Genomic DNA, 25,951 nt, shown 5'->3' with positions numbered 1-25,951 from the left:
GCCAAGCGCGCGGGGGGACGGTATAGAAGCGCCGAACGACACACGGCCCGCCGTCGGGCCCATCACGGAGCGGCACATGGCAGCAGTCCCGGCAGCAGCCCCGGCCGCCGTCGCGAACGACACGCGACGCGGCCTTCTCATCATCCTTTCCTCCCCCTCCGGGGCGGGAAAATCCACGCTTGCCCGTCGCCTCATGGGCTGGGACGAGACGCTGCGGTTTTCCGTCTCGGCCACGACGCGTGCGCCCCGCGCGGGCGAGCAGGATGGCGTGGATTATCACTTCGTCGACGAGCCGGGCTTCAAGCATATGGTGGCGGAAGGCGAGATGCTCGAACACGCCCATGTCTTCGGCAATTTCTACGGCTCGCCCGTCGGCCCCGTGCGCGCGGCGATCGAGGCCGGGCGCGACGTGCTCTTCGACGTGGACTGGCAGGGCGCACAGCAGATCGCCAATTCCGTGTTGAGCGAGCATGTCCTGTCGATCTTCGTCCTGCCGCCGTCGATCCGCGAACTGCGCCGCCGGCTGGAGACGCGCGGGCAGGACGCCGCCGAGGTGATCGCCAAGCGCATGGAGAAGAGCTGGGACGAGATCAGCCACTGGGACAGCTACCATTACGTCCTCGTCAATGACGATCTCGACGTGACATTCGAGCGCCTGACGACCATCGTGTCGGCGGAACGCCTCAAACGTGCGCAGCAGCCGGGACTGACCGGCTTCGTGCGCAGGTTGCAGGCCGAATTCGAGGAGATCGAGGGATGACACTCTACAGCTTCGAGGATCACGCGCCGGTGCTGCCGGAGAATGGCGATGTCTGGATCGCGCCGGACGCCAATGTGATCGGCAAGGTCGTTCTGGAGGAGGGCGCGAGCGTCTGGTTCGGAGCGACGCTCCGCGGCGACAACGAGGCGATCCACGTCGGCGCGGGGACGAATGTGCAGGAGAACTGCGTCTTTCACACCGACATGGGCTTTCCGCTGACGATCGGCGCGGGCTGCACGATCGGCCACAAGGCGATGCTCCACGGCTGCACCATCGGGACCAACAGCCTCATCGGCATGGGGGCCACGGTGCTGAACGGGGCGATCATCGGCGACAACTGCCTGATCGGCGCGGGGGCGCTCGTCACCGAGGGCAAGGAGATCCCCGACGGTTCGCTCGTGGTGGGGGCGCCGGCGCGGGTGGTGCGCGCGCTCGATCCGGAACAGATCGCGCGCCTGCGGGCCTCCGCGCATCATTATCAGGACAAGGCGCGGCGCTTTCGCGACAGCCTCACCCCCGTCGGCTGAGCCGCGGCAGTCAGTGCAGCGGCACACGGGGGCGCGGGGAGGCGGGGCGCTCCGCGCCGGTCTCGATCACGTCGAAGTTGAGTCGCGGAAAGCGCGCCCGCGCTTCCTGGCGCACGATCTCCGGCCGCGGCAGGTCCTGCGCGAGGACGCGAAAGGCGCCGCGATAGGACAGGCCGTCGAGAAAGGCGCCGAGATCGAGACAGTCGAACTCCGCCGACATCACCTGCGAGACGACGCAGGCCGGTTGCAGCGCCGCGAAGGCTTCCGGCGTCAGGTCCTGGAACTCGATGAAAAACATGCCGCTGCGTCCGGGAAAATGCCGCCGCAACACATGCATGCGCTGAGGTTCGCCCACCACGAGGACCATGCCCTCGCCGGACTGGTCCCGCGCCTGGCGCAGGGCGACGATTGCGCCGAAGCCGTTCTGCCTGATGCTCCCCATGGGACCTGCGCATCCTGTGCTGTGCATGTGCCTTGGATACGATACAAACGGAGAAAGACGGACGAACGCAACAAAGTTTTTTCCTGATTTGCAATTTTTTGCAAAATGCAACGATACTGCGCAAAATGTTGCGTGTTTCAGACGTTTGTCCGATGACATTGTCACGAAGAAGTCACTTTTTCCGCCTAGACCCGGCGGCATATCGGAGAGGACGATGCGCAGCGAGACCAAACCATTCGTCCTCGGCGAGGACCTGATCGCGGAGCTGGCGGCCGCGATGCCCCTGCCTGTCGTGGTCGTGGGCGCCGACGAGCGCATCATCGCCGCCAACGCCCCCGCCCGCGCGCTGTTCGGAGAGACGATGGCCGGACGCCATTACATCACCGTGCTGCGCCAGCCGATGCTGCTCGATGCCATCGAGAACGTGCTGCGCCTCTCCGAACCCGCCGAAGCGACCTATCGCATCACCCAGAACCAGCGCGAACTCGTCTATGACGTCGCCATCCGCTCGGTTCGCGTGCCGGGCTTCTCCTGTGTCACCGTCGCCTTCGAGGACAAGACGGAGGTGCAGGAGGCCGGGCAGATGCGGCGCGATTTCGTCGCCAATGTGAGCCATGAGTTGCGCACGCCGCTGACCGCGGTGCTCGGCTTCATCGAGACTCTGCTGGGCCCCGCGTCGGAGGACGCGGCGGCGCGCAAGCGCTTTCTCGAGATCATGGATCGCGAGGCGAAGCGGATGAACCGCATCGTGGGCGATCTGCTGTCGCTCAGCCGGGTGGAGGCGGAGCGGCGGGTGCGTCCGACCGACCGGGTCGATATCTGCGCGCTGATCCGCTCCGTGAGCCTCAGCCTGCAACCGCTCGCGCGCGATGCCGAAGTGCGGCTCATCGTCGAGGGCGCCGAGGGGGTCGAGGAGGTGCCGGGCGATTTCGACCAGCTCACCCAGGTTTTCACCAATCTCATCGAAAACGCGATCAAGTACGGCGGGCGTGGCAAGGAGGTGCATATCTGCGTGACCTCCCATTCCGTAGAGCCGACGATGCGCGGTGCCGGGGTGCGAGTCGATATCTCCGACCAGGGCGAGGGGATCGCGACGCGGCACATCCCGCGCCTGACGGAACGGTTCTACCGCGTCGATTCGCACCGGTCGCGGGAAATGGGCGGCACGGGCCTCGGCCTTGCCATCGTGAAGCACATCCTGAACCGCCATCGCGGGCGGCTGCGGATCGAAAGCCATCCGGGGCAGGGCAGTTGCTTTTCGGTGATCCTGCCCTACGAATGACGGGCGCAGCACGGTTAACGCACTGTCACAAAACCCGCGGGCAGGGCGGCGGGAGCGCCAATTTTCGCCGCCAACTTCCAAAGATGTCTAGAAAATCGGCGGATGGCGTCATGAAACTGTTACATTACATTCACAAAAGCATTGCGTCAGACGCCTAAACCGCCCCTCGAGGGAGCGCTGCTGCTCTCGGACATGAAGCAAACTTCAGGAGCATATGATGTCCTTTGTGAAACTCTCCGCCTCGGCGATCGCGATCGCTGCCGTGTCGGCCACCGCTGCCGCCGCCCGTGACCAGGTTCAGGTCGCCGGCTCTTCGACCGTTCTGCCCTATGCCTCGATCGTCGCCGAAGCCTTTGGCGAAAACTTCGACTTCCCGACCCCGGTCGTGGAATCCGGCGGCTCCTCCGCGGGCCTCAAGCGCTTCTGCGAAGGCGTCGGCGAGAACACGATCGACATCGCGAACGCCTCCCGCGCGATCAAGTCCTCCGAAGTCGAAGCCTGCGCCGCCAACGGCGTGACCGACATCATGGAAGTGCGCATCGGCTATGACGGCATCGTCTTCGCCTCGCAACTGAACGGCCCGGAATTCACCGCCTTCGAACCGGCCGACATCTACAACGCGCTGGCCGAGCAGGTCGTCGTCGACGGCGAGCTCGTCGCCAACCCGCACAACCAGTGGGCCGATTTCAACCCCGAGCTGCCGGCCGAGGGCATCGTTGCCTTCATCCCCGGCACGAAGCACGGCACCCGTGAAGTCTTCGAGGAGAAGGTGCTCCTCGCCGGCTGCGAAGCCTCCGGCGCGCTCGAGGCGATGGTTGCCTCCGGCATGTCCGAGGAGGACGCCGAGGGCGAGTGCATGTCCGTGCGCACCGACGGCAAGTCCGTCGACATCGACGGCGACTATACCGAGACGCTCGCGCGCATCGACTCCAATGCGAACGGCGTCGGCGTGTTCGGCCTCGCCTTCTACGAGAACAACACCGACAAGCTGAAGGTCGCGACCATGTCCGGCATCGAGCCGACCACCGAGACCATCGCCTCCGGCGATTACCCGGTTTCCCGTCCGCTCTACTTCTACGTGAAGAAAGCCCATATCGGCGTGATCCCCGGCCTCAAGGAATATGCCGAATTCTTCGTCTCCGACGACATGGCCGGCGCGAACGGCCCGCTCTCCGAATACGGCCTCGTGGCCGACCCGGAACTGGCGGCGACCCAGGAAGCCGTGGCCTCCGAGCAGACCATGAACTGAGGCCGACAGCCTTCTGTCGCGATCGGGGCGGCGTGGAAATTCCGGTTTTCCGCGCCGCTTTCCTCCCGGTGGGCTGGGTGGCCCGCCGCAACCCCAAAGGGAGCGCCCCATGCCCGCACTGTGGCTGCTTGTTCTCGTCCTGGTGATCGGCATCGCCGGATTTATCATCGGACGCCAGCGCGCGATGCGCACCGCGCAGGGTGATATCCGCCTGCTTCATTCCCTGCCGAGCTATTACGGCTCCAACGTCTTTCTCTCCACCGTGATCCCCGGCCTGCTGCTGCTCGCGGTCTGGCTCATCGCACAGCCGCTGGTGATCCAGGGCCGCGTCGCGGCGATGATCCCCGAACAGGGCCTGTCCGACTACGGCTCCCTCAGCCTCGTGATGTCGGACGTGCGCCGCGTCGCCGACGGGCTCGACCTCGCCGTCGAGCGCGGCGCGCTGACGCCGGAGGCCGCCGGGTCGATCCGCACCGAGCTGACCGACGTGCGCGCGCGCCTCGGTGCGGTGGGCGTCGCCCTCGGCTCCAACGTCCAGCCCTATGTGCTGAGCGCCGCGCAGAGCTACCGCGCGATGTCGGCCACCGGCTCTCTCTTGATGAGCGTGGTGGTGATCGCCGCCACGATTGCCGGTTTCGCGGTCTCCGTCCTGCGCACGAACAAGGACTTCCGCGCCCGCAACGCCGTCGAGAAGGTGGTTCTCGCGCTTCTGCTTGCCGCGGCATCCATCGCGATCCTGACAACGGTCGGGATCGTGTTGTCGCTGATCTTCAACACGATCGAATTCTTCAAGCTCTATCCGGCCTCCGACTTCTTCTTCGGCACCACCTGGTCGCCCTCCTTCGGCGGCGGCTCCGAACTCGGCATCGTGCCGCTGTTCTGGGGTACCTTCTACATCTCGCTCATCGCGCTCGCGGTGGCGGTTCCGATCGGGCTCTTCGCCGCGATCTACCTGTCGGAATATGCCGGGCCGAAGGTGCGCTCCGTCGCGAAGCCCCTGCTCGAGGTGCTCGCGGGCATCCCGACCATCGTCTACGGCCTCTTCGCGCTGCTGACCGTCGGCCCGCTGCTCGTCTCCGTCTTCGGGCAGGGGGGTATGCTCGGCGTCGGCTGGATGCGCGGCGGCACCGCCGTGGCGACCGCGGGGCTCGTCATGGGGGTGATGCTGATCCCCTTCGTCTCGTCGCTGTCCGACGACATCATCAACGCCGTGCCGCAGGCGATGCGCGACGGCTCCCTCGGCCTCGGCGCAACCAGGTCGGAGACGGTGAAACAGGTGGTCATGCCCGCAGCCCTTCCCGGCATCGTGGGCGCGATCCTGCTCGCCGCCTCGCGCGCCATCGGGGAGACGATGATCGTCGTGCTCGGGGCAGGGGCCGCGGCCAGGCTGTCGCTCAACCCGTTCGAGGCGATGACCACGGTGACGGCAAAGATCGTCTCCCAGCTTACCGGCGACGCCGATTTCGCCTCGCCCGAAGCGCTCGTCGCCTTCGCCCTCGGCATGACGCTCTTCGTCATCACCCTGGGGCTCAACATCGTCGCGCTCGTGATCGTGCGCAAATACCGGGAGCAGTATGACTGATGACCGATTTCACCGCAGACACCGCCGGTCCCGGCACTCCCGCCGCCCGCAAGAGCTCGCTCTACACCGAGACCACCCGCACGAAGCGCCGCAACGCCTCCGAGACCCGGTTCCGCCTCTATGGCGTTGCCGCCATCTCCGTCGGGCTCCTGTTTCTCGTGGCGCTGCTCTATTCCATCGTCACCAACGGCATTCCGGCCTTCAAGCAGACCTTCGTCACCATTCCGGTGACGCTCGACGCCGCGCGGCTTGACGAGACCGGCAACCGCGATCCCTCCGACTTGGCCAGGGTCACGACCTTCGGCTACAAGCCGCTCGTCACCGAGGCGCTCGTCACCGCGCTGCGCGACAACGGGATCGCGATCCCCTTCGAGGACGAGGGAGACGTCGAGAAGCTGCTGTCCTCCTCCGTCGCCGCGCAGGTGCGCAACACGGTGCTCGCCGACCCGGAACTCGTCGGCCAGACCGTCGAGTTCCGCATGCTCGCGGCCTCCCGCGTCGACGGCTATTTCAAGGGCCGCGTGTCGCGCGAGAGCCTTGCGCGGGACCGCAACCTCGATGCCGAACATCTCGACCTCGCCGACCGGATGGTCGAGGCCGGGCTGCTCCAGACCGCCTTCAACGCCGATTTCATCTTCGGCGCGGATGCATCCGAAAGCCGTCCCGAACAGGCCGGCATCGGCGTGTCCATGGTCGGCTCGCTCTTCATGATGCTCGTCGTGCTGGTGCTCGCCCTGCCGATCGGGGTCGCGAGCTCGATTTATCTCGAGGAATTCGCGCCGCAGAACAGGTTCACCGACTTCATCGAGGTCAATATCTCCAACCTCGCCGCCGTGCCCTCCATCGTCTTCGGGATCCTCGGCCTCGCGGTCTTCATCCAGTTCGCCCATCTGCCGATGTCGGCGCCGCTGGTCGGCGGTCTCGTGCTCACGCTGATGACGCTCCCGACGATCATCATCTCGACCCGCGCGAGCCTTAAGGCCGTGCCGCCCTCGATCCGCGACGCCGCACTCGGCGTCGGCGCCTCGAGGATGCAGTCGGTGTTCCACCATGTCCTGCCGCTCGCCATGCCCGGCATCCTCACCGGCACGATCATCGGCCTGGCACAGGCGCTGGGGGAAACCGCGCCGCTCCTGCTGATCGGCATGGTCGGCTTCATCGCCTCCAACATGCCCGACAGCATCGGCGCGGGCTTTCTGTCCCCGAACTCCGCCATGCCGGCCCAGATCTACGAATGGGCAAAACGTGCCGACCCGGCCTATTACGAACGCGCCTGGGGCGGTATCATCATCCTGCTTGTGTTCCTGATGACGATGAACATCATCGCCGTCGTCCTGCGCCGCCGCTTCGAGCGCCGCTGGTAAGGAGATCTTACATGAACGATATGCGAACTGTTAGAAAAGACGTGGACATGAACGACATCAAAATCTCCGCCAGGGGCGTGCAGGTCTATTACGGCGACACACATGCGATCAAGGACGTCGACGTCGACATCAGGGACAAGACGGTCACCGCCTTCATCGGGCCGTCGGGCTGCGGCAAGTCGACCTTCCTGCGCTGCCTCAACCGGATGAACGACACGATCGACGTCGCCCGCGTCGAGGGCAACATCCTGCTCGACGGCGAAGACATCTACGACAAGCGCGTGGATCCGGTCCAGCTTCGCGCCAAGGTCGGCATGGTGTTCCAGAAGCCGAACCCCTTTCCGAAGTCGATCTACGACAATATCGCCTATGGCCCGCGTATCCACGGGCTCGCGAAGAACAAGGCGGAGCTCGACGAGATCGTGGAGAAATCCCTGCGCCGCGGGGCGATCTGGGACGAGGTGAAGGACCGCCTCCATGCGCCGGGCACCGGCCTTTCGGGCGGTCAGCAGCAACGCCTGTGCATCGCGCGCGCGGTGGCGACAGAACCCGAGGTGCTCCTGATGGACGAGCCGTGCTCCGCGCTCGATCCCATCGCGACGCTCCAGGTCGAGGAACTGATCGACGAGCTGCGGGAGAATTTTTCGGTGGTGATCGTCACCCACTCGATGCAGCAGGCCGCGCGGGTGAGCCAGAAGACGGCCTTCTTCCACCTCGGCAACCTCGTGGAATACGGCGATACGGAACAGATTTTCACCAATCCGAAAGATGAGCGCACCGAAAGCTACATCACCGGCCGGATCGGGTGAGGGAGGACAAGCCGATGTCAGCAGACAACAAGCATATCGCGTCGGTCTTCGACCGGGATCTCGAAGCCATCCAGGCGCTCATCATGAAGATGGGCGGCCTCGTCGAGGCCAATATCAAGGACGCCGCCCAGGCGCTCGAGGAGCGCGACGTGGAACTGGCCGAGAAGGTGCGCGACTCGGACCGCGTCATCGACGAACTCGAGGAGGAAGTGAACGAGGAGGCCGCGCGCCTCATCGCCCTGCGCTCTCCGACCGCCGGCGACCTGCGCACCGTGCTCACGGTGATGAAGATTTCGACCAATCTCGAACGCTGCGGCGACTACGCGAAGAACCTCGCGAAACGCACCGGCGTGCTCGTGAACATGCGCCCGATCGAGGGATCTGCCACCTCGATCCGTCGCATGGCGCGCGAGGTCGAGGAGATGCTGCGCCTCGCGCTCGATGCCTATCTCCAGCGCGACGCGGATCTCGCCAACCAGGTGCGCCACCGCGATCTCGACGTCGATCAGATGTATAATGCGCTGTTCCGCGAATTCCTCACCTACATGATGGAGGATCCGCGCAACATCACGGCCTGCATGCACCTGCATTTCATTGCGAAGAATATCGAGCGCATGGGCGATCACGCGACCTCCATCGCCGAACAGGTGATCTATCTCGTCACCGGCGACATGCCCGGCGACCCGCGTCCCAAGGGCGACGTGACCTCGCAGGATGCGCTGGACATGGAGGAGGACTGAGATGGCGGCCGATCAGCCCCGCGTTCTCGTGGTCGAGGACGAACCGGCCCAGCGTGAAGTGCTCGCCTACAATCTCGAGGCCGAGGGCTTCGCCGTCTCGCGCGCGGAGAACGGCGACGACGCGCTGCTGTTCGTGGATGAGGACCAGCCTGACATCATCGTGCTCGACTGGATGCTTCCGGGCGTGTCGGGAATCGAGATCTGCCGGCGGCTGAAGACGCGGCCGGATACGCGCGAGATCCCGATCATCATGCTCTCCGCGCGGTCGGAGGAGGTGGACCGGGTGCGCGGGCTGGAAACGGGCGCGGACGATTACGTCGTCAAGCCCTATTCCGTGATCGAGCTGATGGCACGGGTGCGCACGCAGCTCAGGCGCGTGCGTCCCGCGGCGACGGGACAGGTGCTCGAATTCGAGGACATCCGGCTCGACAGCGAAACCCATCGGGTGACGCGGGGCGAGGACCAGCTCAAACTCGGGCCGACCGAGTTCCGGCTGCTCTCGACCTTCATGGAAAAACCGGGCCGGGTCTGGTCGCGCGAACAGTTGCTCGATCGGGTCTGGGGCCGCGACATCTATGTCGACACGCGCACGGTGGACGTTCATATCGGCCGGCTGCGCAAGGCCCTGTGCCAGCATGGCGGCGAAGATCCGGTACGCACGGTGCGCGGTGCGGGATACGCGCTCGGCTGAGCTTGCGTCCGGCTTTCAAAGCGCCGTCCGCGCGCCGGCGGCGCTTTTTGTCCACCGCGCGCGTGGCCTCTGGTCAAGCAGGGGCGAGACATGCTTATTTGATCACATTTCGCATGTGATCACGCCGGAGCCGCCATGTCGCCCACCGCGCCGAAGGAACCCGCCCATCTGAGCACCTACCGCGGTATCCGCGCGCTGATCCTGTCGGGCGATCTGGTGCCCGGCGAGCCGGTCACGATCCAGGGGCTCACCGACCGGCTCGGCGCCGGGATGACCCCGGTGCGCGAGGCGATCCGCAGGCTCACCTCCGAAGGGGCGCTGATCTTTCACGGCAACCGCCGCGTGACGGTCCCGGTGCTGACGCTGCCGCAGGTGGACGAGCTGATCTTCGCGCGCCTCGCCCTCGAACCCGAACTCGCGCGACGCGCGGCGGACCGGATCACCGGGGCGGAGATCGACGCGCTCGAGATGGTGGATGCGGGGATCGACGCGGCGATGCGCGCCGGCGACACGCGCAGCTACATGATCCGGAACCACCGCTTCCACATGCAGCTCTATGCCCCCGCAGGGACCGAGGTCATCGCGCCCATCGTGGAGGCGCTCTGGCTGCGCTCGGCCCCGGCGCTGCGGGTGATGTGCGCGCGGTTCGGAACGCAGAACCTGCCGGACATGCATGTCGCGGCGCTGGCCGCGCTGCGCGCCGGCGATCCCGAGGCGGTGGCCGAGGCCATCCGGCACGACATCCTTCAGGGCATGGACAACGTGCGCAACCTTATCCGCGAGGCGATGCAGCACAGCGCGCTCGGCGCCTGACGCACACGCACCGGGATCTTAAACAACCTTAAGTCAGGTGGATATCGCCTTGATTTCGCAGAAATCCTCGATGCCGTAAACACCGCCCTCGCGGCCGTTCCCGGACAGCTTGTAGCCGCCGAAGGGCGAGCCATAGGCAATATCCGAGCCGTTCAGATGCACCATGCCCGCCCGGATCTCCCGCGCCATGGCAAGCCCGCGCGCCTGGCTCTCTTCCGAGGCGCCGGTCTGGATATAGGCAGCAAGCCCGTAGGGCGTGTCATTGGCGATCTCCACGGCGTCCGCCTCATCGGCATAGGAGATCATCGCGAGCACCGGGCCGAAGATCTCCTCCCGCGCGATGGTCATGTCGTTGGTCACGTCGCCGAAAACGGTGGGACGCACGAAATAGCCGCGGTTGACTCCCTCCGGCCGCCCCGGACCGCCGGCGACGAGGCGCGCGCCCTCGTCGATCCCGGTCTGGATGAGCGCCTGCACCTTGTCGAACTGCACCTGGGAGACGAGCGGGCCGATATGCGGGCCCGGCTTGGCGGGCAGGTCGACGACGGTCGCCTCGGCCACCTCCCGCGCGATCTCCATCGCCGCCTCGTAGCGGCTTTCGGGCACGAGCATCCGCGTCGGCGCGTTGCAGGACTGGCCGGTATTCTGGAAGCAATGCTCCGCGCCGCGCGTCACCGCCGCCTCGAGATCGCAATCGTCCAGAAGGATGTTCGGAGATTTCCCGCCGAGCTCGAGCGTCACGCGCTTCACCCCCGGCGCGGCGGCCCTGGAGATGTCCACGCCCGCGCGGGTCGAGCCGGTGAAGGAGACCATCGCGATATCGGGATGGGCCGACAGGGCGGCGCCCACGGTCGGCCCGTCGCCGTTCACGAGGTTGAACACGCCCGCGGGCACGCCCGCCTCCGCGAGGATCTCGGCATAGATCAGCGCGTTCATCGGCGTGAGTTCGGACGGCTTGAGCACCATGGTGCAGCCCGCGGCGAGGGCGGGGATCACCTTCAGCGCGATCTGGTTGATCGGCCAGTTCCACGGCGTGATCAGCCCGCAGACCCCGACCGGCTCGTGCCGGATCAGGTCTCCGACCGCGTTGCGATGTTCGAAATCGAAGGTTTCGAGCGCGGCCACGATCCCGTCGAGGTGGCCGATGCCGACCGCCGCCTGCGCCCGGTCGGAGAGGGAGATCGGGGCGCCCATCTCTTCGGTGATCGCGGCGGACATCTCGTCATAGCGCCGCTGATAGACCTCGCGGATCGCCGCGAGCAGGTCGAGCCGTTCGGCCCTGGTCGTGCGCGAAAAGGAGGGGAAGGCGGCCTTTGCGGCGGCGACGGCCGCGTCCACGTCGGCGGAGTTGCCCATGGCGACGGTCGCAAAGGCTTCTTCGGTCGCCGGGTTCACGACATCCGCCACGCCGGAGGCGTTCGGCGTGACCCAGGCGCCGCCGATATAGAATTTCCCGGTGTTCAACTCTGTCATCTTCGCCTCACATCTCTTTGCTTCTGTTCACATCCTGTCACGCATCGCGTACCAGATCATCGCCGCCGCCAGAAGCGGCGTGCGCAGCAGCGGCCCGCCGGGAAAGGGCGCGGTCGGCAATCCCGCCATGAGATCGAACCGCCCGGCCTGGCCGAGCACCGCCTCGGCGGCCATCTTGCCAGCCAATGTGGCGAGCGTCACGCCCTGACCGGAAAAACCCGAGACGGTAAGCGCCGCGGGTCCGAGGCGCGCGAAATGGGGCAGGCGGGACATGGTGATCCCGAGCGTGCCGCCCCAGGCGTAGTCGACCTTCGTCTCCCGCAGCGCCGGAAAGACCTCCGCCATCGGTCCGCGCACCTTCGCCTCGAGATCCTCGGGGAACCTGTAGCCATAGCTCTCGCCGCCGCCGAAGATCATCCGGTTGTCGGGAGAGAGGCGGAAGTAATTGATCACGAACCGGGAATCCGCAACCGCATGGCGGTTCGGAATGAGCCGGTCCGCAAGATCCGGGGGCAGGGGCTCCGTCACCGCGATGAAATTGTTGATCGGCATGACCCGCCGGGCGATCCGCGCCTCGAGATTGTTGTGATAGCCGTTGAGCGCCATCACCAGATGATCGGCCGCGATGGTGGCGTGAGCGGTGGAAACGCGGGGCCGCGCCGTGCCGGCCTCGACCGCCGTCACCCGCGTGTTCTCGAAGATCCGCACGCCGGCGGCGTCGGCAAGGCGACCGAGGGCGAGCGCATAGCGCAGCGGATGCAGATGCCCCGAACCCATGTCGAGCGTCCCGGAATGATAGTCCGGCGACCCGACCTCATGCCGGATTTCGTCCCGGTCGAGAAAGCGGATTCTGTCGTAATTGTAATGGCTTCGCATATGCTCCACATGCGCGCGGCTGTCCGCCGTATAGCGGTCGCGGTGGTTGGCGTGGATCACTCCGTCGCGCCAGTCGCAATCGTCGCCCGCCTCGGCACAGAGACCACGGACAAGGTCGACCGCTTCGCAGCCATACTCCCAGAGAAGGCGCGCCTTTTCCACGCCCACGATCCGCTCCAGATCGCCCTGTTCGAGCCGCTGGCCGGTGGAGACCTGACCGCCATTGCGCCCCGAGGCGCCGGAGCCGAGGCGCGAGGCGTCCAGAAGCACCACGTCGAGCCCCGCGCGCGCCATGTGAATGGCCGCGGTCAGCCCGCCGTAGCCGCCGCCTACGACCACGGCATCGGCGCGGATGTCGCCCTCCGCGCGGGGCTTCGGGGCAGGGGCCTCGACCGTGGCCGCATACCAGGAGGCGGCGTGCTGTCCGGGAGTGTCGTTGATCGTCAGGATATCCATGGGATCACGCCGGGACGTTCAGCCCCTCCGCCTCGATCCGTTCGAGCGTTTCGTCGAGCGAGAGACGGGCGCGGGCGATCAGCTCGTCGATCTCCTCCTTCGTGATCACCAGCGGCGGGGAGATCACCATGCGGTCTCCGACGTGGCGCATGACGAGGTTGTTGGCGAAACAACGCTCGCGGCAGATATAGCCGACCGTCCCGGCGTCGCCCTTGAACTTCGCCCGGCTCGCCTTGTCGGGCGTGAGTGCGATGGAGCCCATGAGGCCGACGATTTTCGCTTCTCCGACAAGGGGATGGTCGGCGAGGCTTTCCCATTTCTCTTTCAGGTAGGGGGCGATTTCGCTGCCGGCGCGGGCGATGATTCCTTCCTCCTCGAGCAGGCGGATGTTCTCGAGCGCCACGGCACAGGCCACGGGATGGCCGGAATAGGTATAGCCATGGGCGAATTCGTCGCCCTCGTCGATCACCTGTGCGATGCGGTCGGAGACGAGCGAGGCGCCGAGCGGAATATAACCGGAGGTGATGCCCTTCGCGACGGTCATGATATCGGGCGTGATCCCCAGCGTCTCCGCCCCGAACCACCTGCCGGTGCGCCCGAACCCGGTGATGACCTCATCGAGGATGAGGAGAATGCCGTACTCCTTTACAATCCTTTGGATTTCCGGCCAATAGGTCTCCGGTGCGACGATCACGCCACCGGCGCCCTGGACCGGTTCCGCGATGAAGGCGGCCACGGTGTCTGGCCCGAGCTCGAGGATCTTCTCCTCGAGCTGGCGGGCACGGGAGAGACCGAATTCCTCGGGGCTCATGTCGCCACCCTCGGACCACCAGTCCGGCTGGTCGATATGGTGGATGCCGGGGATCGGCAGGCCGCCCTGGGCGTGAATGCCCTTCATCCCGCCGAGCGAGCCGCCGCCCATGGTCGAGCCGTGATAGCCGTTCCAGCGGGAAATCACGTTGAATTTCTCGGGCTTGCCCCTGAGCTCCCAGTAATGGCGGACGAGGCGCAGGTTGGTGTCGTTGCTGTCGGAGCCCGAGCCGTTGAAGAAAACATGGTTCAGATCGCCGGGAGCCAGTTCAGCGAGCTTCTTCGCGAGCAGGATCGCCGGGACATGCGAGGTCTGGAAGAAGGTGTTGTAGAAGGGCAGTTGCCGCATCTGGCGCGCGGCGGCCTCCACGAGCTCTTCACGCCCATAGCCGAGATTGACACACCACAGGCCGGCCATCGCATCGAGGATCCGTGCGCCGTCGCTGTCCTGAAGCCAGACGCCCGAGGCCGAGGTGATGATCCGCGCACCTTTCTCCGCGAGCGCCGCACCATGGGTGAACGGGTGCATGTGATGCGCGGCGTCGAGCGCCTGGAGTTCGGCCGTGGGCAGATGATTGTCGATCATGGCGGATCCTTTGCGAGAGGGCATGGCACGGGAGGCTTCGGACGACCGGTCGGGGAAACCGGCGCAGGGGGCTCGGCGAGCGGTCCGACGGCTTCCGGCAAAAATATGATCAAATTCTGAGGCGGTCAAGGGACTGGCCATCCGCGGCTCCGTAAGTCCGATAATTGGTATTATGTATGATATGAGCTAGGCTGATGTCAGGAAAACCATATAATCTACTGATATAACAAGGCATATTCAAATCCTCACCCATAGCTCCGCGTCATGCGGTCCAGCACCCGCCGGCCGAACAGGCTCGCCGTCAGGTCCCGCAGGAGCTTTGCCGTGCGCCCCCGCTCGTCGAGGAACGGGTTCAGCTCCACGAGATCGAGCGAGGTCACGAGGCCGCTGTCGCAGAGCGTTTCCATGATGAGATGCGCCTCCCGGAACGTCGCGCCGCCCGGAACCGTCGTGCCGACGGCCGGCGCGATCTGCGGTTCGAGGAAATCGACGTCGAAGCTGACATGCAGGCGCCCGCCCGCCGCGGCGACGCGTTCGAGGAACCCGCGCAGCGGCACGAGGACGCCGAACTCGTCGATGCTGCGCATGTCGTGGACCTCGAGACCCAGCGTGGCGATCGTCGCGCGTTCGGCGGGATCGACGGAGCGGATGCCCATGAAGCACATGTTCTGCGGCGGCACGGGGACCTCGAGCGGCGGAAAGGCCTCGAAACCGGGCTGTCCGGTGAAATACGCCACCGGCGTGCCGTGCAGATTGCCGCTTTCCGTCGAATGCAGCGAATGCAGGTCGGGATGCGCGTCGAGCCAGAGTACGAAAAGCGGCGCCCCGAGCTCGGCCGCGTGACGCGCGACGCCGGGAACCGTGCCTGCCGAAATGGAATGGTCGCCGCCGATGAAGACCGGCAGATCGCAGGCCCGCGCCGCCTCAAGCGCCGCGGGCACCAGCGCCTCGATCCAGGCGCGCGTCTCCGCCAGGTTGCGCAGCGCCGGATTCGGATGGTCGAGCGGCCGTTGCGGTGCGATGGTGACATCGCCGCGATCCTCGATCCGCCAGCCGAGCGCTTCGAGCGCCGCCACGAGTCCGGCCGTGCGCAGGCTCGCGGGCCCCATCAAACATCCGGGTTGCGAGGCGCCGGTTTCGATCGGGGCGCCGAGAATCACTGAACTGCGGGACATGCTCGCCTCGTGCTGGGGACATTTTCGGACAGGATGGTATCGCACGGGCGGCGCCTGACCAGCCGTAACGGAGTTTTTCCTCCACATCCGATGCCCCGGATGGCGCGGCCCCTGCCCCTTCGGCCCCTGTCTCGGCGGCGACCGGGGAGCTCACGATCCTTCATCCGGCCAGCGCCTCACGAAAACCTCCCGGCCGATCACTAAGACTTGTCTCGACCTTCACAAACTCGGTACTGTCACCCCATGGGTGGAACGCAGGTGTCATCGCGGCTTCAGGCGATCCTGGAGGCCGTAAACGTGCAGGACGTGTGGGTGCTGATCCTCGACTATCTCGAGGAGATCGGCTTCAAGCATGCGCTCTACGGATTCACGCGGTTCCATACCTCCTCGGGTCTCGGTGACCATAACGACCATCTATTTCTGACGAATTTCGGTCCGGGCTACATGAAGGGCTATTTCGAGGAGGGTCGCTATCGCAACGGTCCCATGGTCCGCTGGGCGCTCGAGAACGTGGGAGCGAAATCCTGGCAGTGGATCGGCGAAAATTTCGACCAGCTCACCGAAGAGGAACGCGAGGTCGCCGCCTTCAACCAGCGCTGGGGCGTCACGGCGGGTTATACGGTCGCCTTCCAGCACGCGATCAAGCGGGCGAAGGGGGCGATCGGCATGTCGCTCGCTCCCTTCTCCGGCACGCAGGAAGAGGCAGACGAGATCTGGGCGCGCCACGGCACGGATGTGGAAGTGATCTGCGGCGTCGCCCACCTCAAGATCATCAGCCTGCCCCTGCCCCGCCGCATCCTCACGTCCCGCCAACGCGAAGTGCTCGAATGGATCGGCGACGGCAAGACCGTGCGCGACACCGCGGAGATTCTCGGACTGAACAAGGCCACGGTCGAGAAGCATCTCAGACTCGCACGCGAGGCCCTCGGCGTGGAAACGACGGCGCAGGCGGTGCTCAAGGCCTCCTTTCACAACCAGATCTTCACCTTCTGAGCCCATCCTGACCGCGCGCGCTCTCCGGTGACGGCATCGGGGACGTGGCATTTGCGCACATCCGGCGGGTTTGTGGGGCAAGGTAAGGAAATCCGTACTTTCGCGCGCGCCCACGCTTTTCCAAAGTGAGACCGTTCCTGCTTTCGGGGCTTGGCCTTTGGAACGGGGGAAGTGCGGCGGGGCACCTGGATTTCGCTCTACGGCTCTTCCTTGGGGGGATCGTAGGCTTATAGTCGGCCGCACGGTCTCCCGCCTTCGGCTCTCATGGTTTTTCGGTGGCACCCTCATCCCGATCTGCCCCGGAAAAGGGAGGCATGGCCGTGCGAGACGGTCATGTCTTTCTTTCGCCTGGCACGGGCTGCGCTGGCCACAGCCTTCCGGCCGGGAACGACGCCGGCAACAAAAAAGGGCCGGCATGACAGCCGGCCCTTCGGAATGGAAACTGGCGGAGCGCTCAGCCCTGCATCGCCTTCGCGACCTCGGCCGCGAAATCCTCTTCGGCCTTCTCGATGCCTTCGCCGACCTCGAGACGGACGAAACCGGTGATCTCGGCTCCCGCTTCCTTCGCGGCTTTCTCCACGGTGAGGTCCGGGTTCACCACGAAAGCCTGACCGAGCAGCGTGGATTCGGCGATGAATTTCGCCATCCGGCCCTTGATCATGTTCTCGATGATATTCTCGGGCTTGCCGGATTCACGCGCGATGTCGATCTGGATCTGACGCTCCTTCTCGACCACGGCCGGGTCGAGGTCGGATTCGTTCAGGCCCTGCGGGTTGGCGGCGGCGATATGCATCGCGACCTGCTTGCCGAAGGCTTCGTCGCCCCCCTTCAGGCCGACGAGCACGCCGATCTTGCCCATGCCGTCCGCGGCGGCGTTGTGGATATAGGTCACGACCGTCTCGGCCTCGATCTTCGCCATGCGGCGCAGGCCCATGTTCTCGCCGATCTTCGCGATCTTGTCGGTCAGGAGTTCGGACACCGGCTTGCCGTTCACGTCGGCGGAAGACAGTTCCTCGATGTTCGAGGCGCCGAGCGCGGCCTCCGCGATGTCCTTCACCATGGTCTGGAATTCGGCGTTCTTGGCGACGAAGTCGGTTTCGGAGTTCACCTCGACGGCGACACCCACGCCACCGTCCACGGCGACGGCCACGAGGCCCTCGGCTGCGGTGCGGCCGGATTTCTTCGCGGCTTTGGCAAGGCCTTTCGTGCGCAGCCAGTCCACGGCGGCGTCGAAATCGCCATCGGTCTCGGTCAGCGCCTTCTTGGCGTCCATCATGCCCGCGCCGGTCGCTTCGCGCAGTTCTTTCACCTGAGCAGCAGTGATTGCCATATCGGCTCTCCTCGAATTCTGGATAAGGGTGCGGGGGCGGGATTACCCTGCCCCCGTGTCAGTTTCGTAACGTCCCGCCGCCGCGAGGGCGCGGGCGGACGGATCAGGCGGAGGCCTCTTCGCCGAGCACGTCCTCGGACACCTCTTCGAGCGCGCCCACATCCACGCCGGCGGCGTCGAGCTGCGCGGTCACGCCGTCGAGCGCGGCGCGGGCCACGAGGTCGCAATAGAGGGAGATCGCGCGGGCGGCGTCGTCATTGCCCGGAATGATGTAGTCCACGCCTTCCGGCGAGCAGTTGCTGTCGACCACGGCGACGACCGGGATGCCGAGCTTCCTGGCCTCGAGGATGGCAAGGTCTTCCTTCTTCACGTCGATGACGAAGAGGAGATCGGGAACGCCGCCCATCTCGCGGATGCCGCCGAGCGAGGCCTGGAGTTTCGCCTGGTCGCGCTCCATGTTGAGGCGCTCTTTCTTGGTGAGGCCCTCGGCGCCGCCGGAGATCGTCTCGTCGATCGCGTTCAGGCGCTGGATCGACTGGGAGACCGTCTTCCAGTTGGTGAGCGTGCCGCCCAGCCAGCGGTGGTTCATGTAATATTGCGCACATTTCTCGGCGGCCTCGGCGATCGGGCCGGAGGCCTGGCGCTTGGTGCCGACGAAGAGGATGCGGCCGCCCTTGGCCGCGGTGTCGCGCACGACCTGAAGCGCCTGGTCCAGCATCGGGACGGTCTGCGTGAGGTCGAAGATGTGGATGCCGTTGCGCTCACCGTAGATGAACTCCGCCATACGCGGGTTCCAACGCTGAGTCTGGTGGCCGAAGTGAACGCCAGCTTCAAGAAGCTGACGCATGGAGAAATCGGGAAGCGCCATGTCTTTTCCTTTCCGGTTTAACGCCCTGGCGGAGGTTTCGAGGCACCTGCCCCAACCGGTGGACCGTTCGGGGATGTCTCCCCCGAGGGCCCGCCTCCGCCTGTGAAGTGTGCGCGCGTATAAAGAGGTTTCGCGCGCTTGGCAAGGCTTTCGCAGGGTTTGAGTATTTATCGCAGCAAAAAGCACGGCAGAATGCCGGGACTTCCTGCCGGGAGCGGGCGGCTTTCTCTTGCCAAACGGTCAAAATTCGGCGCAAGGAGACGGAATGGACGACAGGCATGACATTCTTTGCATCGGATCGGTGCTCTGGGACGTGATCGGGCGGACCGACCGCGCGATGCGCGTCGGTTCGGATGTGCCCGGCCGGATCGCCCGCGTGCCCGGCGGCGTGGCGATGAATATCGCCATGGCGCTCGCGCGGCTCGGTTTGCGCCCGGAGCTTCTGACCGCGCTCGGCCGCGATCCGGCGGGCGAGGAGCTTCTGGAGGCGGCGCGCCGGCGCGGGATCGGCACGGAGCATGTCTATCTGTCCGACGACCTGCCGACCGACGCCTATATGGCGGTCGAGGGCGCGAACGGGCTGATCGCGGCCATCGCGGATGCGCATTCGCTCGAGGCGGCGGGCGACAAGATCCTGCGCCCGCTCGCGGACGGCCGGCTCGGCAACGCGGCGGCGCCCTATCGCGGCACGGTCGCGCTCGACGGCAATCTCACCTTCGAGCTCCTGGGCGAGATCGCCGCCTCGCCGCTCTTTGCCGGGGCGGATCTGCGCGTCGCCCCCGCCTCGCCCGGCAAGGCCGAGCGGCTTCTGCCGCTGCTCGACCATCCGCGGGCGACGCTCTATGTCAACCTCGAGGAGGCCGGGCTGCTCGCGCATCGCAGCTTCGACAGTTCCGCCGATGCGGCGCGGGCGCTCGTGGCCCAGGGCGCGCATCGCGTGCTCGTCACCCATGGCGGCCGGGGCTGTTCGCTGGCCTGCGGCGATCTCCTCCTCACCGAAACCCCGCCCGAGGTGCTGGTCGCGCGCGTGACCGGCGCGGGCGACACCTTCATGGCGGCCCATATCGCCGCCGAGATCCGGGGCGCGGAGCCACCCGCCGCCCTGACCCGCGCCCTTGAGGCCGCCGCCCTCTACGTTTCCGGAGATACCCCGCTATGACCGACCTGCCGATCGTCTACGCCCCCGAAGTGGCCGAAGCCATGAAGGCGGGCGCGCCCCTCGTCGCGCTCGAATCCACGATCATCACCCATGGGATGCCCTATCCGCAGAATGTCGAGACCGCGAAGACGGTCGAGGCGGATGTGCGCGCGGCCGGTGCCGTGCCCGCGACCATCGCCGTGCTCGACGGGGTGCTTCATATCGGGCTCACCGAAGGACAGCTCGAGGCGCTGGGTCAGGCGACAAACGTGATGAAGGTCTCTCGCGCCGACATGCCGGTCTGCATTGCGCTCGGGCAGACCGGGGCGACCACCGTGGCCGCGACGATGATCGCGGCGAGGATCGCGGGCATCCGCGTCTTTGCCACCGGCGGCATCGGCGGGGTGCATCGCGGTGCGGAGGAGACATTCGACATCTCCGCCGATCTCACCGAACTGGGTCAGACCCCGGTGACCGTCGTCGCCGCCGGGCCGAAGGCCATCCTCGACATCGAGAAGACGCTTGAAGTGCTTGAAACCCAAGGCGTTCCGGTGATCGCCTACGGGCAGGACGAACTGCCCGCCTTCTGGTCGCGCTCTTCCGGCCTCGCCGCGCCCCTGCGCCTCGACACGGCCGGAGAGATCGCGCAGGCGATGGAGATGCGCGCGGCGATGGGGATACCGGGCGGACAGCTCGTGGCCAACCCGATCCCCGAGGCCGACGAGATCCCGCGCGCGGAGATCATGCCCGTCGTGGAGACCGCGCTGCGCGAGGCGGCGGCCCAGCGGATCGCGGCGAAGGAGGTCACGCCCTTCCTGCTGCGGCGGATCTTCGAGCTGACCGGGGGGCGCTCGCTCACCGCCAATATCGCGCTGGTGCGCAACAACGCGCGGCTGGCCGCAAAGATCGCGGCGGCCCATGCGACCGCGACTTCGGGATGACGAAATAATGCGGGCGGGCGGGGAATTCCCGGCCTGCCGTTATTGTGTCTCTCCGCCTTCGCCCCTAAGTTTCCGGGAGCGCGCCTCTTTTTGCGCCTGCCGCACAGCCCGAGCCCGATCCAGCCCATGAGCAATCCGTTCGAAGAAGAGACCAGTCCGCCCCCGCGCAAGTCGGGGGTTTTCGCCCGCCTGCGCGCGTCCTTTCTCACCGGCCTCGTCGTCGTCGCGCCGGTCGGACTCACCGCCTATGTGATCTGGACGGTGATCGGCTGGGTCGACGGCTGGGTGCTGACCTTCGTGCCGCAATCCTATCACCCGGACGCACTGATCAACCGGTTTCTCGGCTATACCGATCCGGGCGAGCGGATCCATGTGAACCTGCGCGGAGCCGGGGTGATCATCTTCCTGATCTTCACCATCCTCGTCGGCTGGATCGCGAAGGGACTCGTCGGCCGCTCTCTGATCCGCTCGGCGGAAAGGCTCGTCGACCGCACGCCCGTCGTGCGCTCGATCTACAACGGGCTCAAGCAGATCGCGGAAACCGTCTTCTCGCAATCCGGCACCTCCTTCGACCGGGCCTGTCTCGTGGAATATCCGCGGCGCGGGATCTGGGCGGTGGGCTTCGTTTCCACCGTCGCGAAGGGCGAGGTCATGCGGCGGACGCCCGATGGCGAGGTCTTCCTCTCGGTCTTCCTGCCGACGACGCCGAATCCGACCTCCGGCTTCCTGCTGTTCTTTCCCGAAAGCGACGTGATCCTGCTCGACATGACGATCGAGGACGCGGCGAAACTCGTGATCTCCGCCGGGCTCGTCTATCCCAATCCGAAGGATCCGGCGGGGCCGCCCGCGCCGGCCCCCGCCCCGCTCCGGGAGGGCGAGCTCACGCAAACATCTCCCTCAGATTAACGCTCGCCCGCGTGCCGATCTTGTCGAAATGCGCCTCGAGAAAGGCGTCGCAGGCCGCCTGACCCGCGCCCTTCATCCGGCTCAGCAGGAAGGGCGACGGCACGAGCTTGGTGCGCGCCGACAGGTCCTGCATCAGCGCGTCGTCGGAGATCATGTGCACGAGCACGTCCTTCATCGACCCGCGGCTCACCCGCTTCTCCGCGATCAGCTCGCGCACGAACTGGATCGCGCGAAGTTCGCGCAGCATCGAGGAATTGAAGGATATCTCGTTGATCCGGTTCTGGATTTCCTCCGGTGTGGTCGGCGTGCCCGGCCGTTCCAGCGGGTTGATGTTCACGATCACCACATCTTGCGGCAGATCCGGTTCGAACAGCGGGAACAGCGCCGGGTTGCCGGTATAGCCCCCGTCCCAGAACGCATCGGTGATGCCGGTCTCCGGGTCCGTCATCTCGACCGCCTGGAACAGCTCCGGCAGGCAGGCCGAGGCGAGGATCACCTCCGTCGTCACCTCCCGGTTGGAGAAGACCCGGATCTTTCCCGTCCGCACATTCGTCGTGGAAATATAGAGCCTTGGACCGTTTTCCTCATCCATCCCGGAACAGTCGAGATCCTCGACGATAGGCTTCAGCGGGTTCTTGTAGAAAGGGCCGTAGTGATACGGGCTCGACATGTTGGCGAAGGACCCGAAGAAGGAGAACGGCAGGCTCGCCTCGAGCCATTTCGTCATCATCGCCGTCGTCGGGCCGAACTGTGTCATCCAGGCGTTGATGCGCATGTCGGAGACCGCGCCCATCTTTTCCCAGAGCGCGTTGAGCGCCTCTCGCGCGCCCTCGCGGCCGCCGCGCAGCAATCCGGTCCGCAGCGCCGCGCCATTGAGTGCGCCGGCGGAAGTGCCGGAAATGCCCGCAATCTCGATCTCCTCGTGATCGAGCAGCCGGTCGAGCACACCCCAGGTGAAGGCGCCATGCGCCCCTCCCCCTTGGAGGGCGAGATTGATCCGCTTCACCGTCTTCGCGCCTGCCATCGCGCCAGCCTCAGAGCGCGGTCCAGCCGCCATCCACGGAGATGGTCGTGCCGGTGATCTGCTCGGCGGCCTCCGAGCAGAGGAAGATCGCGGTGCCGCCGATCTGCTCGACGGTGGCGAACTGTTTCGAGGGCTGGCGGTCGAGGATCACCTTCTCGATCGCCTCCTCCTCGCTCATGTTGTATTTCTTCGCGGTATCGGGGATCTGCGCCTCGACGAGCGGCGTGTGAACATAGCCCGGACAGATCGCGTTCGCGGTGATATTCTCCTTCGCGGTCTCGAGCGCCACGACCTTCGTCATGCCGACGACGCCGTGCTTGGCGGAGACATAGGCGGCCTTGTAGGGCGAGGCGGTGAGCCCGTGGGCGGAGGCGATGTTGATCACCCGGCCCCATCCGGCCTTGCGCATCATCGGCAGGGCGACGGCGGTGGTGTGGAAGGCCGAGCTCAGCATGATCGCGATGATCGCATCCCATTTCTCGACCGGGAATTCCTCGATCGGGGCGACGTGCTGGATGCCGGCGTTGTTCACGAGGATGTCGCAGGTTCCCGCCTGCTCCACCAGCGCCCGCGCCTCCTCGCCCTTGCTCAGGTCGGCCCCGATATAGCGTGCGGCGACGCCGAATTCGTGCCCGAGTTCCTCGGCGAGCCTGTGATCCTCGTCGCGATCGGTGTAGGAGTTGAGAACCACATCCGCGCCCGCCTTCGCAAGCCCGCGCGCGACCCCCAGGCCGATACCGGAGTTCGAGCCGGTGATGATGGCGGTTTTTCCCTTGAGTGTCATGAGGCCTCTCCTGAATCTGTGCCGCCAGCTTAAATGCTGCGTCCGCAAATCAAAGGGCAGAATCGCATGGGAGGGGCGAGAATCAGCTCAGCCTGCCCAGCCTCCCTCCCGCGATGGCGCGGCGGCACGCGCCCCTCCGGCGGCGACCGGGTCGCGTTTCGGGCAAGCCAGCTTGACATTTCGGGCGGTCTGGAGCCAAAAAAAACGCCCGCACAAGGCGGGCGCTGAGTTATTGAGGCAGGTTTCATACAGGCAAGAAACCTATCGAGCAGTGACTCCTTTATACGCGTTTCTCTGCCGCACTCCAAGCTTAAAGTTTGTAAACCTGTCGCGGGCGTCGTAGCTTGGCGCAAACAACAAAAGAGCACGGAGGCAGGATCCCCAGATGGCAGGGCAGTCGTTGCGCAGGTTCGGAAAACTCTCCACATTCTGCGGGCTTGCGCTTGCGCTCTCGGCAGGCGCGACAGGCGCGGAGCCGCAGCACGGGCTCGCGATGTATGGCGAGCCGGAGCTTCCCGCGGATTTCACCGCCCTGCCCTATGTGAGGCCGGACGCGCCCAAGGGCGGCGCCATCGTCACCGGCGAGGGCGGCAGTTTCGACAGCCTCAATCCCTTCATCCAGAAGGGCAACGCGCCCTGGCAGCTCCGCTTTCTGATGGCCGAGAGCCTGATGGCGCAGGCCTTCTCCGAACCCTTCACCCTCTATTGCCTGCTCTGCGAGACGGTGGAGACGGATCCCGCGCGCAGCTGGGTCGAGTTCACCCTGCGCCCGGAGGCGCGATTCTCCGACGGAAGCCCGGTGACGGTCGAGGACGTGATGTGGTCCTACGAGGTGCTCGGCACCGAGGGCCACGGGCGCTATGCCGCGCTCTGGGACCAGATCGAGACGATGGAACAGACCGGCGAGCGGTCGGTGAAATTCACCTTCAACACCGAGAATCGCGAGTTGCCGCTGCTCGTGGCCCTGCGCCCGATCCTGAAGAAGGCCTATTGGGACGACAAGGATTTCACCCAGTCGGGCGTGACGAACGTTCCCGTCAGCTCCGCGCCCTATGTGGTGAGCGCGGTCGATCCCGGCATGTTCCTGGAGCTGAGCCGAAATCCCGATTACTGGGGCAAGGATCTGCCGCTGATGCGCGGCCAGGCGAATTTCGACACGATCCGGTTCGAATATTTCGCCGATGCCTCGCTCGTGATCGAGGCCTTCAAGGCCGGCGCGCTCAATGCGCATCGCGAATTCAACATCCAGAGCTGGGAAGACCAGTACGACTTTCCCGCGGCCGCGCGGGGCGACGTGGTCAAGTCGGTGATCCCGCACCAGCGCCCGACCGGCATGACCGGGTTTGCGATGAACACCCGCCAGCCGCAATTCTCCGACTGGCGCGTGCGTCAGGCGATGATCGAGATGTTCAACTTCGATTATGTCAACGAGGTGCAGACCGGCGGACAACAGAGCCGGATCACCTCCTATTATTCCAACTCTCCGCTCGGCATGCGTCCGGGTCCGGCCGAGGGCAAGGTCGCCGACCTGCTCGCGCCCTACCGCGACCAGCTTCTCCCCGACACGCTCGAGGGCTATGAATTCCCGACCTCCTCGGGCCGGGAGCTCGACCGCGGCGCGATGCGTCGGGCGCTCGGGCTGATGGAGGAGGCCGGCTGGACGGTGGAGAACGGCCGGATGGTGAACGCCTCCGGCGCGCCCTTTACCTTCGAGATCGTGCTCGAGGTCAACGATGACGAGAACCAGTCGATCGTGGACACCTATGTGCAGGCGCTCCGCCAGGTCGGGATCGAGCCGCGGATTTCCGTCGTGGACGCGGCGCAATATACGCAGCGGATCAACACGTTCGACTTCGGTATGACGCCGGTGCGCTACGGGCTGTCGCTGAGCCCCGGCAACGAGCAATATGCCTATTTCGGACAGACCGCGGCCAACACGCCCGGCTCGCGCAACATCGCGGGGATCGACGATCCGGTGGTTGACGCACTGATCGCGAAGATGCTCGATGCGGAGGATCGCGAGACCGCGACGGCCGCGACGCGGGCGCTTGACCGGGTGCTGACCGCGGGCCGCTATGCCATCCCGCTCTACGCCTGGAACGAGAGCTTCGATGCGCATGTGAAGGAACTGCATTACCCGGAACCATTGCCGCTCTATGGCGACTGGATCCTTTGGCGTGAAACCACCTGGTATTGGGAAGACTGAGATGAGGACGAAAATCGTGGTACTTCTGGCCTGCCTTGGCCTTGCCTCCTGCGGGACGGTTGCGGGAGCCGGTGAGGATATCACCGGCGCGGCGCGCACGGTCCAGAGCTGGTTCTGACCGCGGCG

The 25,951-nt window shown here is 65.8% G+C and carries 25 protein-coding genes; 16 read left to right on the top strand and 9 right to left on the bottom strand.

All coding sequences use genetic code 11. From position 1 onward, the window contains the following. Positions 1 to 76: 76 nt before the first annotated feature. Complete coding sequence (gene gmk, locus P73_RS12955; protein WP_052453250.1) at positions 77 to 760, top strand: guanylate kinase; 684 nt, start codon at positions 77 to 79, stop codon at positions 758 to 760. After that, positions 757 to 1,287 (top strand): gamma carbonic anhydrase family protein, encoded by a 531-nt coding sequence (locus P73_RS12950; protein WP_043869886.1) that lies wholly within the window; start codon positions 757 to 759, stop codon positions 1,285 to 1,287. Before gmk ends, P73_RS12950 begins: the two co-directional genes overlap by 4 nt. Before the next feature lie 10 nt (positions 1,288 to 1,297). On the opposite strand, the gene P73_RS24430 is transcribed toward P73_RS12950, so the two are convergent. After that, positions 1,298 to 1,729 (bottom strand): hypothetical protein, encoded by a 432-nt coding sequence (locus P73_RS24430; RefSeq protein ID WP_052453249.1) that lies wholly within the window; start codon positions 1,727 to 1,729, stop codon positions 1,298 to 1,300. 214 nt (positions 1,730 to 1,943) lie between these two features. Here P73_RS24430 and P73_RS12940 point away from each other — a divergent pair, with 214 nt between their 5' ends. The 8 genes from P73_RS12940 to P73_RS12905 all read left to right on the top strand — a co-directional run bounded on the left by P73_RS12940 (position 1,944) and on the right by P73_RS12905 (position 10,259). Beyond that, positions 1,944 to 3,011, top strand: a complete 1,068-nt coding sequence (locus P73_RS12940; protein ID WP_043869885.1) for an ATP-binding protein — start codon at positions 1,944 to 1,946, stop codon at positions 3,009 to 3,011. 217 nt (positions 3,012 to 3,228) lie between these two features. Next, the gene (locus P73_RS12935; RefSeq protein WP_043869884.1) at positions 3,229 to 4,260 is read left to right on the top strand and encodes a substrate-binding domain-containing protein; all 1,032 of its coding nucleotides are present in this window, start codon (positions 3,229 to 3,231) and stop codon (positions 4,258 to 4,260) included. A 109-nt stretch (positions 4,261 to 4,369) separates the two neighbouring features. Next, the gene (pstC, locus tag P73_RS12930; RefSeq protein WP_043869883.1) at positions 4,370 to 5,842 is read left to right on the top strand and encodes a phosphate ABC transporter permease subunit PstC; all 1,473 of its coding nucleotides are present in this window, start codon (positions 4,370 to 4,372) and stop codon (positions 5,840 to 5,842) included. After that, a complete protein-coding gene (pstA, locus tag P73_RS12925) occupies positions 5,842 to 7,206 on the top strand; it encodes a phosphate ABC transporter permease PstA (protein ID WP_043869882.1) in 1,365 nt (454 codons plus the stop codon). The genes pstC and pstA overlap by 1 nt, the downstream gene beginning before the upstream one ends. 11 nt (positions 7,207 to 7,217) lie before the next feature. Beyond that, positions 7,218 to 8,015, top strand: a complete 798-nt coding sequence (gene pstB, locus P73_RS12920; protein WP_043869881.1) for a phosphate ABC transporter ATP-binding protein PstB — start codon at positions 7,218 to 7,220, stop codon at positions 8,013 to 8,015. 14 nt (positions 8,016 to 8,029) lie between these two features. Continuing rightward, positions 8,030 to 8,755 carry a phosphate signaling complex protein PhoU gene (gene phoU, locus P73_RS12915; RefSeq protein WP_043869880.1) on the top strand — a complete coding sequence of 242 codons (726 nt, stop codon included), beginning with the start codon at positions 8,030 to 8,032 and terminating at the stop codon, positions 8,753 to 8,755. Position 8,756: 1 nt separating this feature from the next. After that, positions 8,757 to 9,446 carry a phosphate regulon transcriptional regulator PhoB gene (gene phoB, locus P73_RS12910; protein ID WP_043869879.1) on the top strand — a complete coding sequence of 230 codons (690 nt, stop codon included), beginning with the start codon at positions 8,757 to 8,759 and terminating at the stop codon, positions 9,444 to 9,446. A gap of 135 nt (positions 9,447 to 9,581) precedes the next feature. Next, positions 9,582 to 10,259, top strand: coding sequence for a GntR family transcriptional regulator (locus tag P73_RS12905; protein ID WP_043869878.1), 678 nt, complete (start codon positions 9,582 to 9,584; stop codon positions 10,257 to 10,259). Positions 10,260 to 10,292: 33 nt separating this feature from the next. Here P73_RS12905 and P73_RS12900 read toward each other — a convergent pair whose 3' ends face one another. The 4 genes from P73_RS12900 to rocF all read right to left on the bottom strand — a co-directional run bounded on the left by P73_RS12900 (position 10,293) and on the right by rocF (position 15,635). Next, on the bottom strand, positions 10,293 to 11,732 hold the full coding sequence (locus P73_RS12900; protein ID WP_043869877.1) for an aldehyde dehydrogenase family protein: 1,440 nt from the start codon (positions 11,730 to 11,732) through the stop codon (positions 10,293 to 10,295). Positions 11,733 to 11,759: 27 nt separating this feature from the next. Continuing rightward, positions 11,760 to 13,064 carry an NAD(P)/FAD-dependent oxidoreductase gene (locus tag P73_RS12895; RefSeq protein ID WP_043869876.1) on the bottom strand — a complete coding sequence of 435 codons (1,305 nt, stop codon included), beginning with the start codon at positions 13,062 to 13,064 and terminating at the stop codon, positions 11,760 to 11,762. Between the two features lie 4 nt (positions 13,065 to 13,068). Continuing rightward, positions 13,069 to 14,460: an aspartate aminotransferase family protein gene (locus P73_RS12890; RefSeq protein WP_043869875.1), complete on the bottom strand. Its 1,392-nt coding sequence runs from the start codon at positions 14,458 to 14,460 to the stop codon at positions 13,069 to 13,071. A 245-nt stretch (positions 14,461 to 14,705) separates the two neighbouring features. Next, positions 14,706 to 15,635, bottom strand: coding sequence for an arginase (rocF, locus tag P73_RS12885; protein ID WP_043869874.1), 930 nt, complete (start codon positions 15,633 to 15,635; stop codon positions 14,706 to 14,708). Positions 15,636 to 15,893: 258 nt separating this feature from the next. Between rocF and P73_RS12880 the strand changes: the two genes are divergently transcribed. Then, entirely contained in the window at positions 15,894 to 16,628 is a 735-nt protein-coding gene (locus P73_RS12880) for a helix-turn-helix transcriptional regulator (RefSeq protein ID WP_245629164.1), read from the top strand. 454 nt (positions 16,629 to 17,082) lie between these two features. Here P73_RS12880 and tsf read toward each other — a convergent pair whose 3' ends face one another. Further along, complete coding sequence (tsf, locus tag P73_RS12875) at positions 17,083 to 17,958, bottom strand: translation elongation factor Ts (protein ID WP_043869872.1); 876 nt, start codon at positions 17,956 to 17,958, stop codon at positions 17,083 to 17,085. A gap of 103 nt (positions 17,959 to 18,061) precedes the next feature. Beyond that, positions 18,062 to 18,826, bottom strand: coding sequence for a 30S ribosomal protein S2 (gene rpsB / locus P73_RS12870; protein ID WP_043869871.1), 765 nt, complete (start codon positions 18,824 to 18,826; stop codon positions 18,062 to 18,064). A 265-nt stretch (positions 18,827 to 19,091) separates the two neighbouring features. On the opposite strand from rpsB, the gene P73_RS12865 reads away from it, so the two are divergent. The 3 genes from P73_RS12865 (at position 19,092) to P73_RS12855 (ending at position 21,811) form a co-directional block, all read left to right on the top strand. Beyond that, positions 19,092 to 19,985, top strand: coding sequence for a PfkB family carbohydrate kinase (locus P73_RS12865; RefSeq protein ID WP_043869870.1), 894 nt, complete (start codon positions 19,092 to 19,094; stop codon positions 19,983 to 19,985). Continuing rightward, positions 19,982 to 20,905, top strand: coding sequence for a pseudouridine-5'-phosphate glycosidase (locus P73_RS12860; RefSeq protein WP_139267026.1), 924 nt, complete (start codon positions 19,982 to 19,984; stop codon positions 20,903 to 20,905). The genes P73_RS12865 and P73_RS12860 overlap by 4 nt, the downstream gene beginning before the upstream one ends. 126 nt (positions 20,906 to 21,031) lie before the next feature. After that, entirely contained in the window at positions 21,032 to 21,811 is a 780-nt protein-coding gene (locus tag P73_RS12855) for a DUF502 domain-containing protein (protein WP_052453248.1), read from the top strand. On the opposite strand, the gene P73_RS12850 is transcribed toward P73_RS12855, so the two are convergent. Together P73_RS12850 and P73_RS12845 are read right to left on the bottom strand one after the other, a co-directional pair. Further along, on the bottom strand, positions 21,786 to 22,835 hold the full coding sequence (locus P73_RS12850) for a patatin-like phospholipase family protein (protein ID WP_043869869.1): 1,050 nt from the start codon (positions 22,833 to 22,835) through the stop codon (positions 21,786 to 21,788). The genes P73_RS12855 and P73_RS12850 overlap by 26 nt on opposite strands. A 10-nt stretch (positions 22,836 to 22,845) precedes the next feature. Beyond that, positions 22,846 to 23,619 carry a 3-hydroxybutyrate dehydrogenase gene (locus P73_RS12845; protein ID WP_043869868.1) on the bottom strand — a complete coding sequence of 258 codons (774 nt, stop codon included), beginning with the start codon at positions 23,617 to 23,619 and terminating at the stop codon, positions 22,846 to 22,848. Positions 23,620 to 24,004: 385 nt separating this feature from the next. Between P73_RS12845 and P73_RS12840 the strand changes: the two genes are divergently transcribed. Then, positions 24,005 to 25,825, top strand: coding sequence for an extracellular solute-binding protein (locus P73_RS12840; RefSeq protein WP_043869867.1), 1,821 nt, complete (start codon positions 24,005 to 24,007; stop codon positions 25,823 to 25,825). A gap of 1 nt (position 25,826) precedes the next feature. Then, on the top strand, positions 25,827 to 25,943 hold the full coding sequence (locus P73_RS25020; RefSeq protein WP_074742988.1) for a putative periplasmic lipoprotein: 117 nt from the start codon (positions 25,827 to 25,829) through the stop codon (positions 25,941 to 25,943). Positions 25,944 to 25,951 lie beyond the last annotated feature (8 nt).

This window comes from Celeribacter indicus (assembly GCF_000819565.1).
Classification (GTDB): domain Bacteria; phylum Pseudomonadota; class Alphaproteobacteria; order Rhodobacterales; family Rhodobacteraceae; genus Celeribacter; species Celeribacter indicus.
This window is presented reverse-complemented; position numbering and strand designations above follow the sequence as displayed.

Excerpts from the sequence above, each read along its gene's own strand:
- P73_RS12935 (WP_043869884.1), top strand. The coding sequence starts at position 3,229 with ATGTCCTTTGTGAAACTCTCCGCCTCGGCGATCGCGATCGCTGCCGTG.
- pstA (WP_043869882.1), top strand. The coding sequence starts at position 5,842 with ATGACCGATTTCACCGCAGACACCGCCGGTCCCGGCACTCCCGCCGCC.
- P73_RS12895 (WP_043869876.1), bottom strand. The coding sequence starts at position 13,064 with ATGGATATCCTGACGATCAACGACACTCCCGGACAGCACGCCGCCTCC.
- P73_RS12900 (WP_043869877.1), bottom strand. The coding sequence starts at position 11,732 with ATGACAGAGTTGAACACCGGGAAATTCTATATCGGCGGCGCCTGGGTC.
- phoU (WP_043869880.1), top strand. The coding sequence starts at position 8,030 with ATGTCAGCAGACAACAAGCATATCGCGTCGGTCTTCGACCGGGATCTC.
- P73_RS12905 (WP_043869878.1), top strand. The coding sequence starts at position 9,582 with ATGTCGCCCACCGCGCCGAAGGAACCCGCCCATCTGAGCACCTACCGC.
- P73_RS12860 (WP_139267026.1), top strand. The coding sequence starts at position 19,982 with ATGACCGACCTGCCGATCGTCTACGCCCCCGAAGTGGCCGAAGCCATG.
- rocF (WP_043869874.1), bottom strand. The coding sequence starts at position 15,635 with ATGTCCCGCAGTTCAGTGATTCTCGGCGCCCCGATCGAAACCGGCGCC.
- rpsB (WP_043869871.1), bottom strand. The coding sequence starts at position 18,826 with ATGGCGCTTCCCGATTTCTCCATGCGTCAGCTTCTTGAAGCTGGCGTT.
- P73_RS25020 (WP_074742988.1), top strand. The coding sequence starts at position 25,827 with ATGAGGACGAAAATCGTGGTACTTCTGGCCTGCCTTGGCCTTGCCTCC.
- pstC (WP_043869883.1), top strand. The coding sequence starts at position 4,370 with ATGCCCGCACTGTGGCTGCTTGTTCTCGTCCTGGTGATCGGCATCGCC.
- phoB (WP_043869879.1), top strand. The coding sequence starts at position 8,757 with ATGGCGGCCGATCAGCCCCGCGTTCTCGTGGTCGAGGACGAACCGGCC.
- tsf (WP_043869872.1), bottom strand. The coding sequence starts at position 17,958 with ATGGCAATCACTGCTGCTCAGGTGAAAGAACTGCGCGAAGCGACCGGC.
- P73_RS12950 (WP_043869886.1), top strand. The coding sequence starts at position 757 with ATGACACTCTACAGCTTCGAGGATCACGCGCCGGTGCTGCCGGAGAAT.
- P73_RS12865 (WP_043869870.1), top strand. The coding sequence starts at position 19,092 with ATGGACGACAGGCATGACATTCTTTGCATCGGATCGGTGCTCTGGGAC.
- P73_RS12845 (WP_043869868.1), bottom strand. The coding sequence starts at position 23,619 with ATGACACTCAAGGGAAAAACCGCCATCATCACCGGCTCGAACTCCGGT.
- P73_RS12890 (WP_043869875.1), bottom strand. The coding sequence starts at position 14,460 with ATGATCGACAATCATCTGCCCACGGCCGAACTCCAGGCGCTCGACGCC.
- P73_RS12855 (WP_052453248.1), top strand. The coding sequence starts at position 21,032 with ATGAGCAATCCGTTCGAAGAAGAGACCAGTCCGCCCCCGCGCAAGTCG.
- P73_RS12850 (WP_043869869.1), bottom strand. The coding sequence starts at position 22,835 with ATGGCAGGCGCGAAGACGGTGAAGCGGATCAATCTCGCCCTCCAAGGG.
- P73_RS12840 (WP_043869867.1), top strand. The coding sequence starts at position 24,005 with ATGGCAGGGCAGTCGTTGCGCAGGTTCGGAAAACTCTCCACATTCTGC.
- pstB (WP_043869881.1), top strand. The coding sequence starts at position 7,218 with ATGAACGATATGCGAACTGTTAGAAAAGACGTGGACATGAACGACATC.
- P73_RS12940 (WP_043869885.1), top strand. The coding sequence starts at position 1,944 with ATGCGCAGCGAGACCAAACCATTCGTCCTCGGCGAGGACCTGATCGCG.
- gmk (WP_052453250.1), top strand. The coding sequence starts at position 77 with ATGGCAGCAGTCCCGGCAGCAGCCCCGGCCGCCGTCGCGAACGACACG.
- P73_RS24430 (WP_052453249.1), bottom strand. The coding sequence starts at position 1,729 with ATGGGGAGCATCAGGCAGAACGGCTTCGGCGCAATCGTCGCCCTGCGC.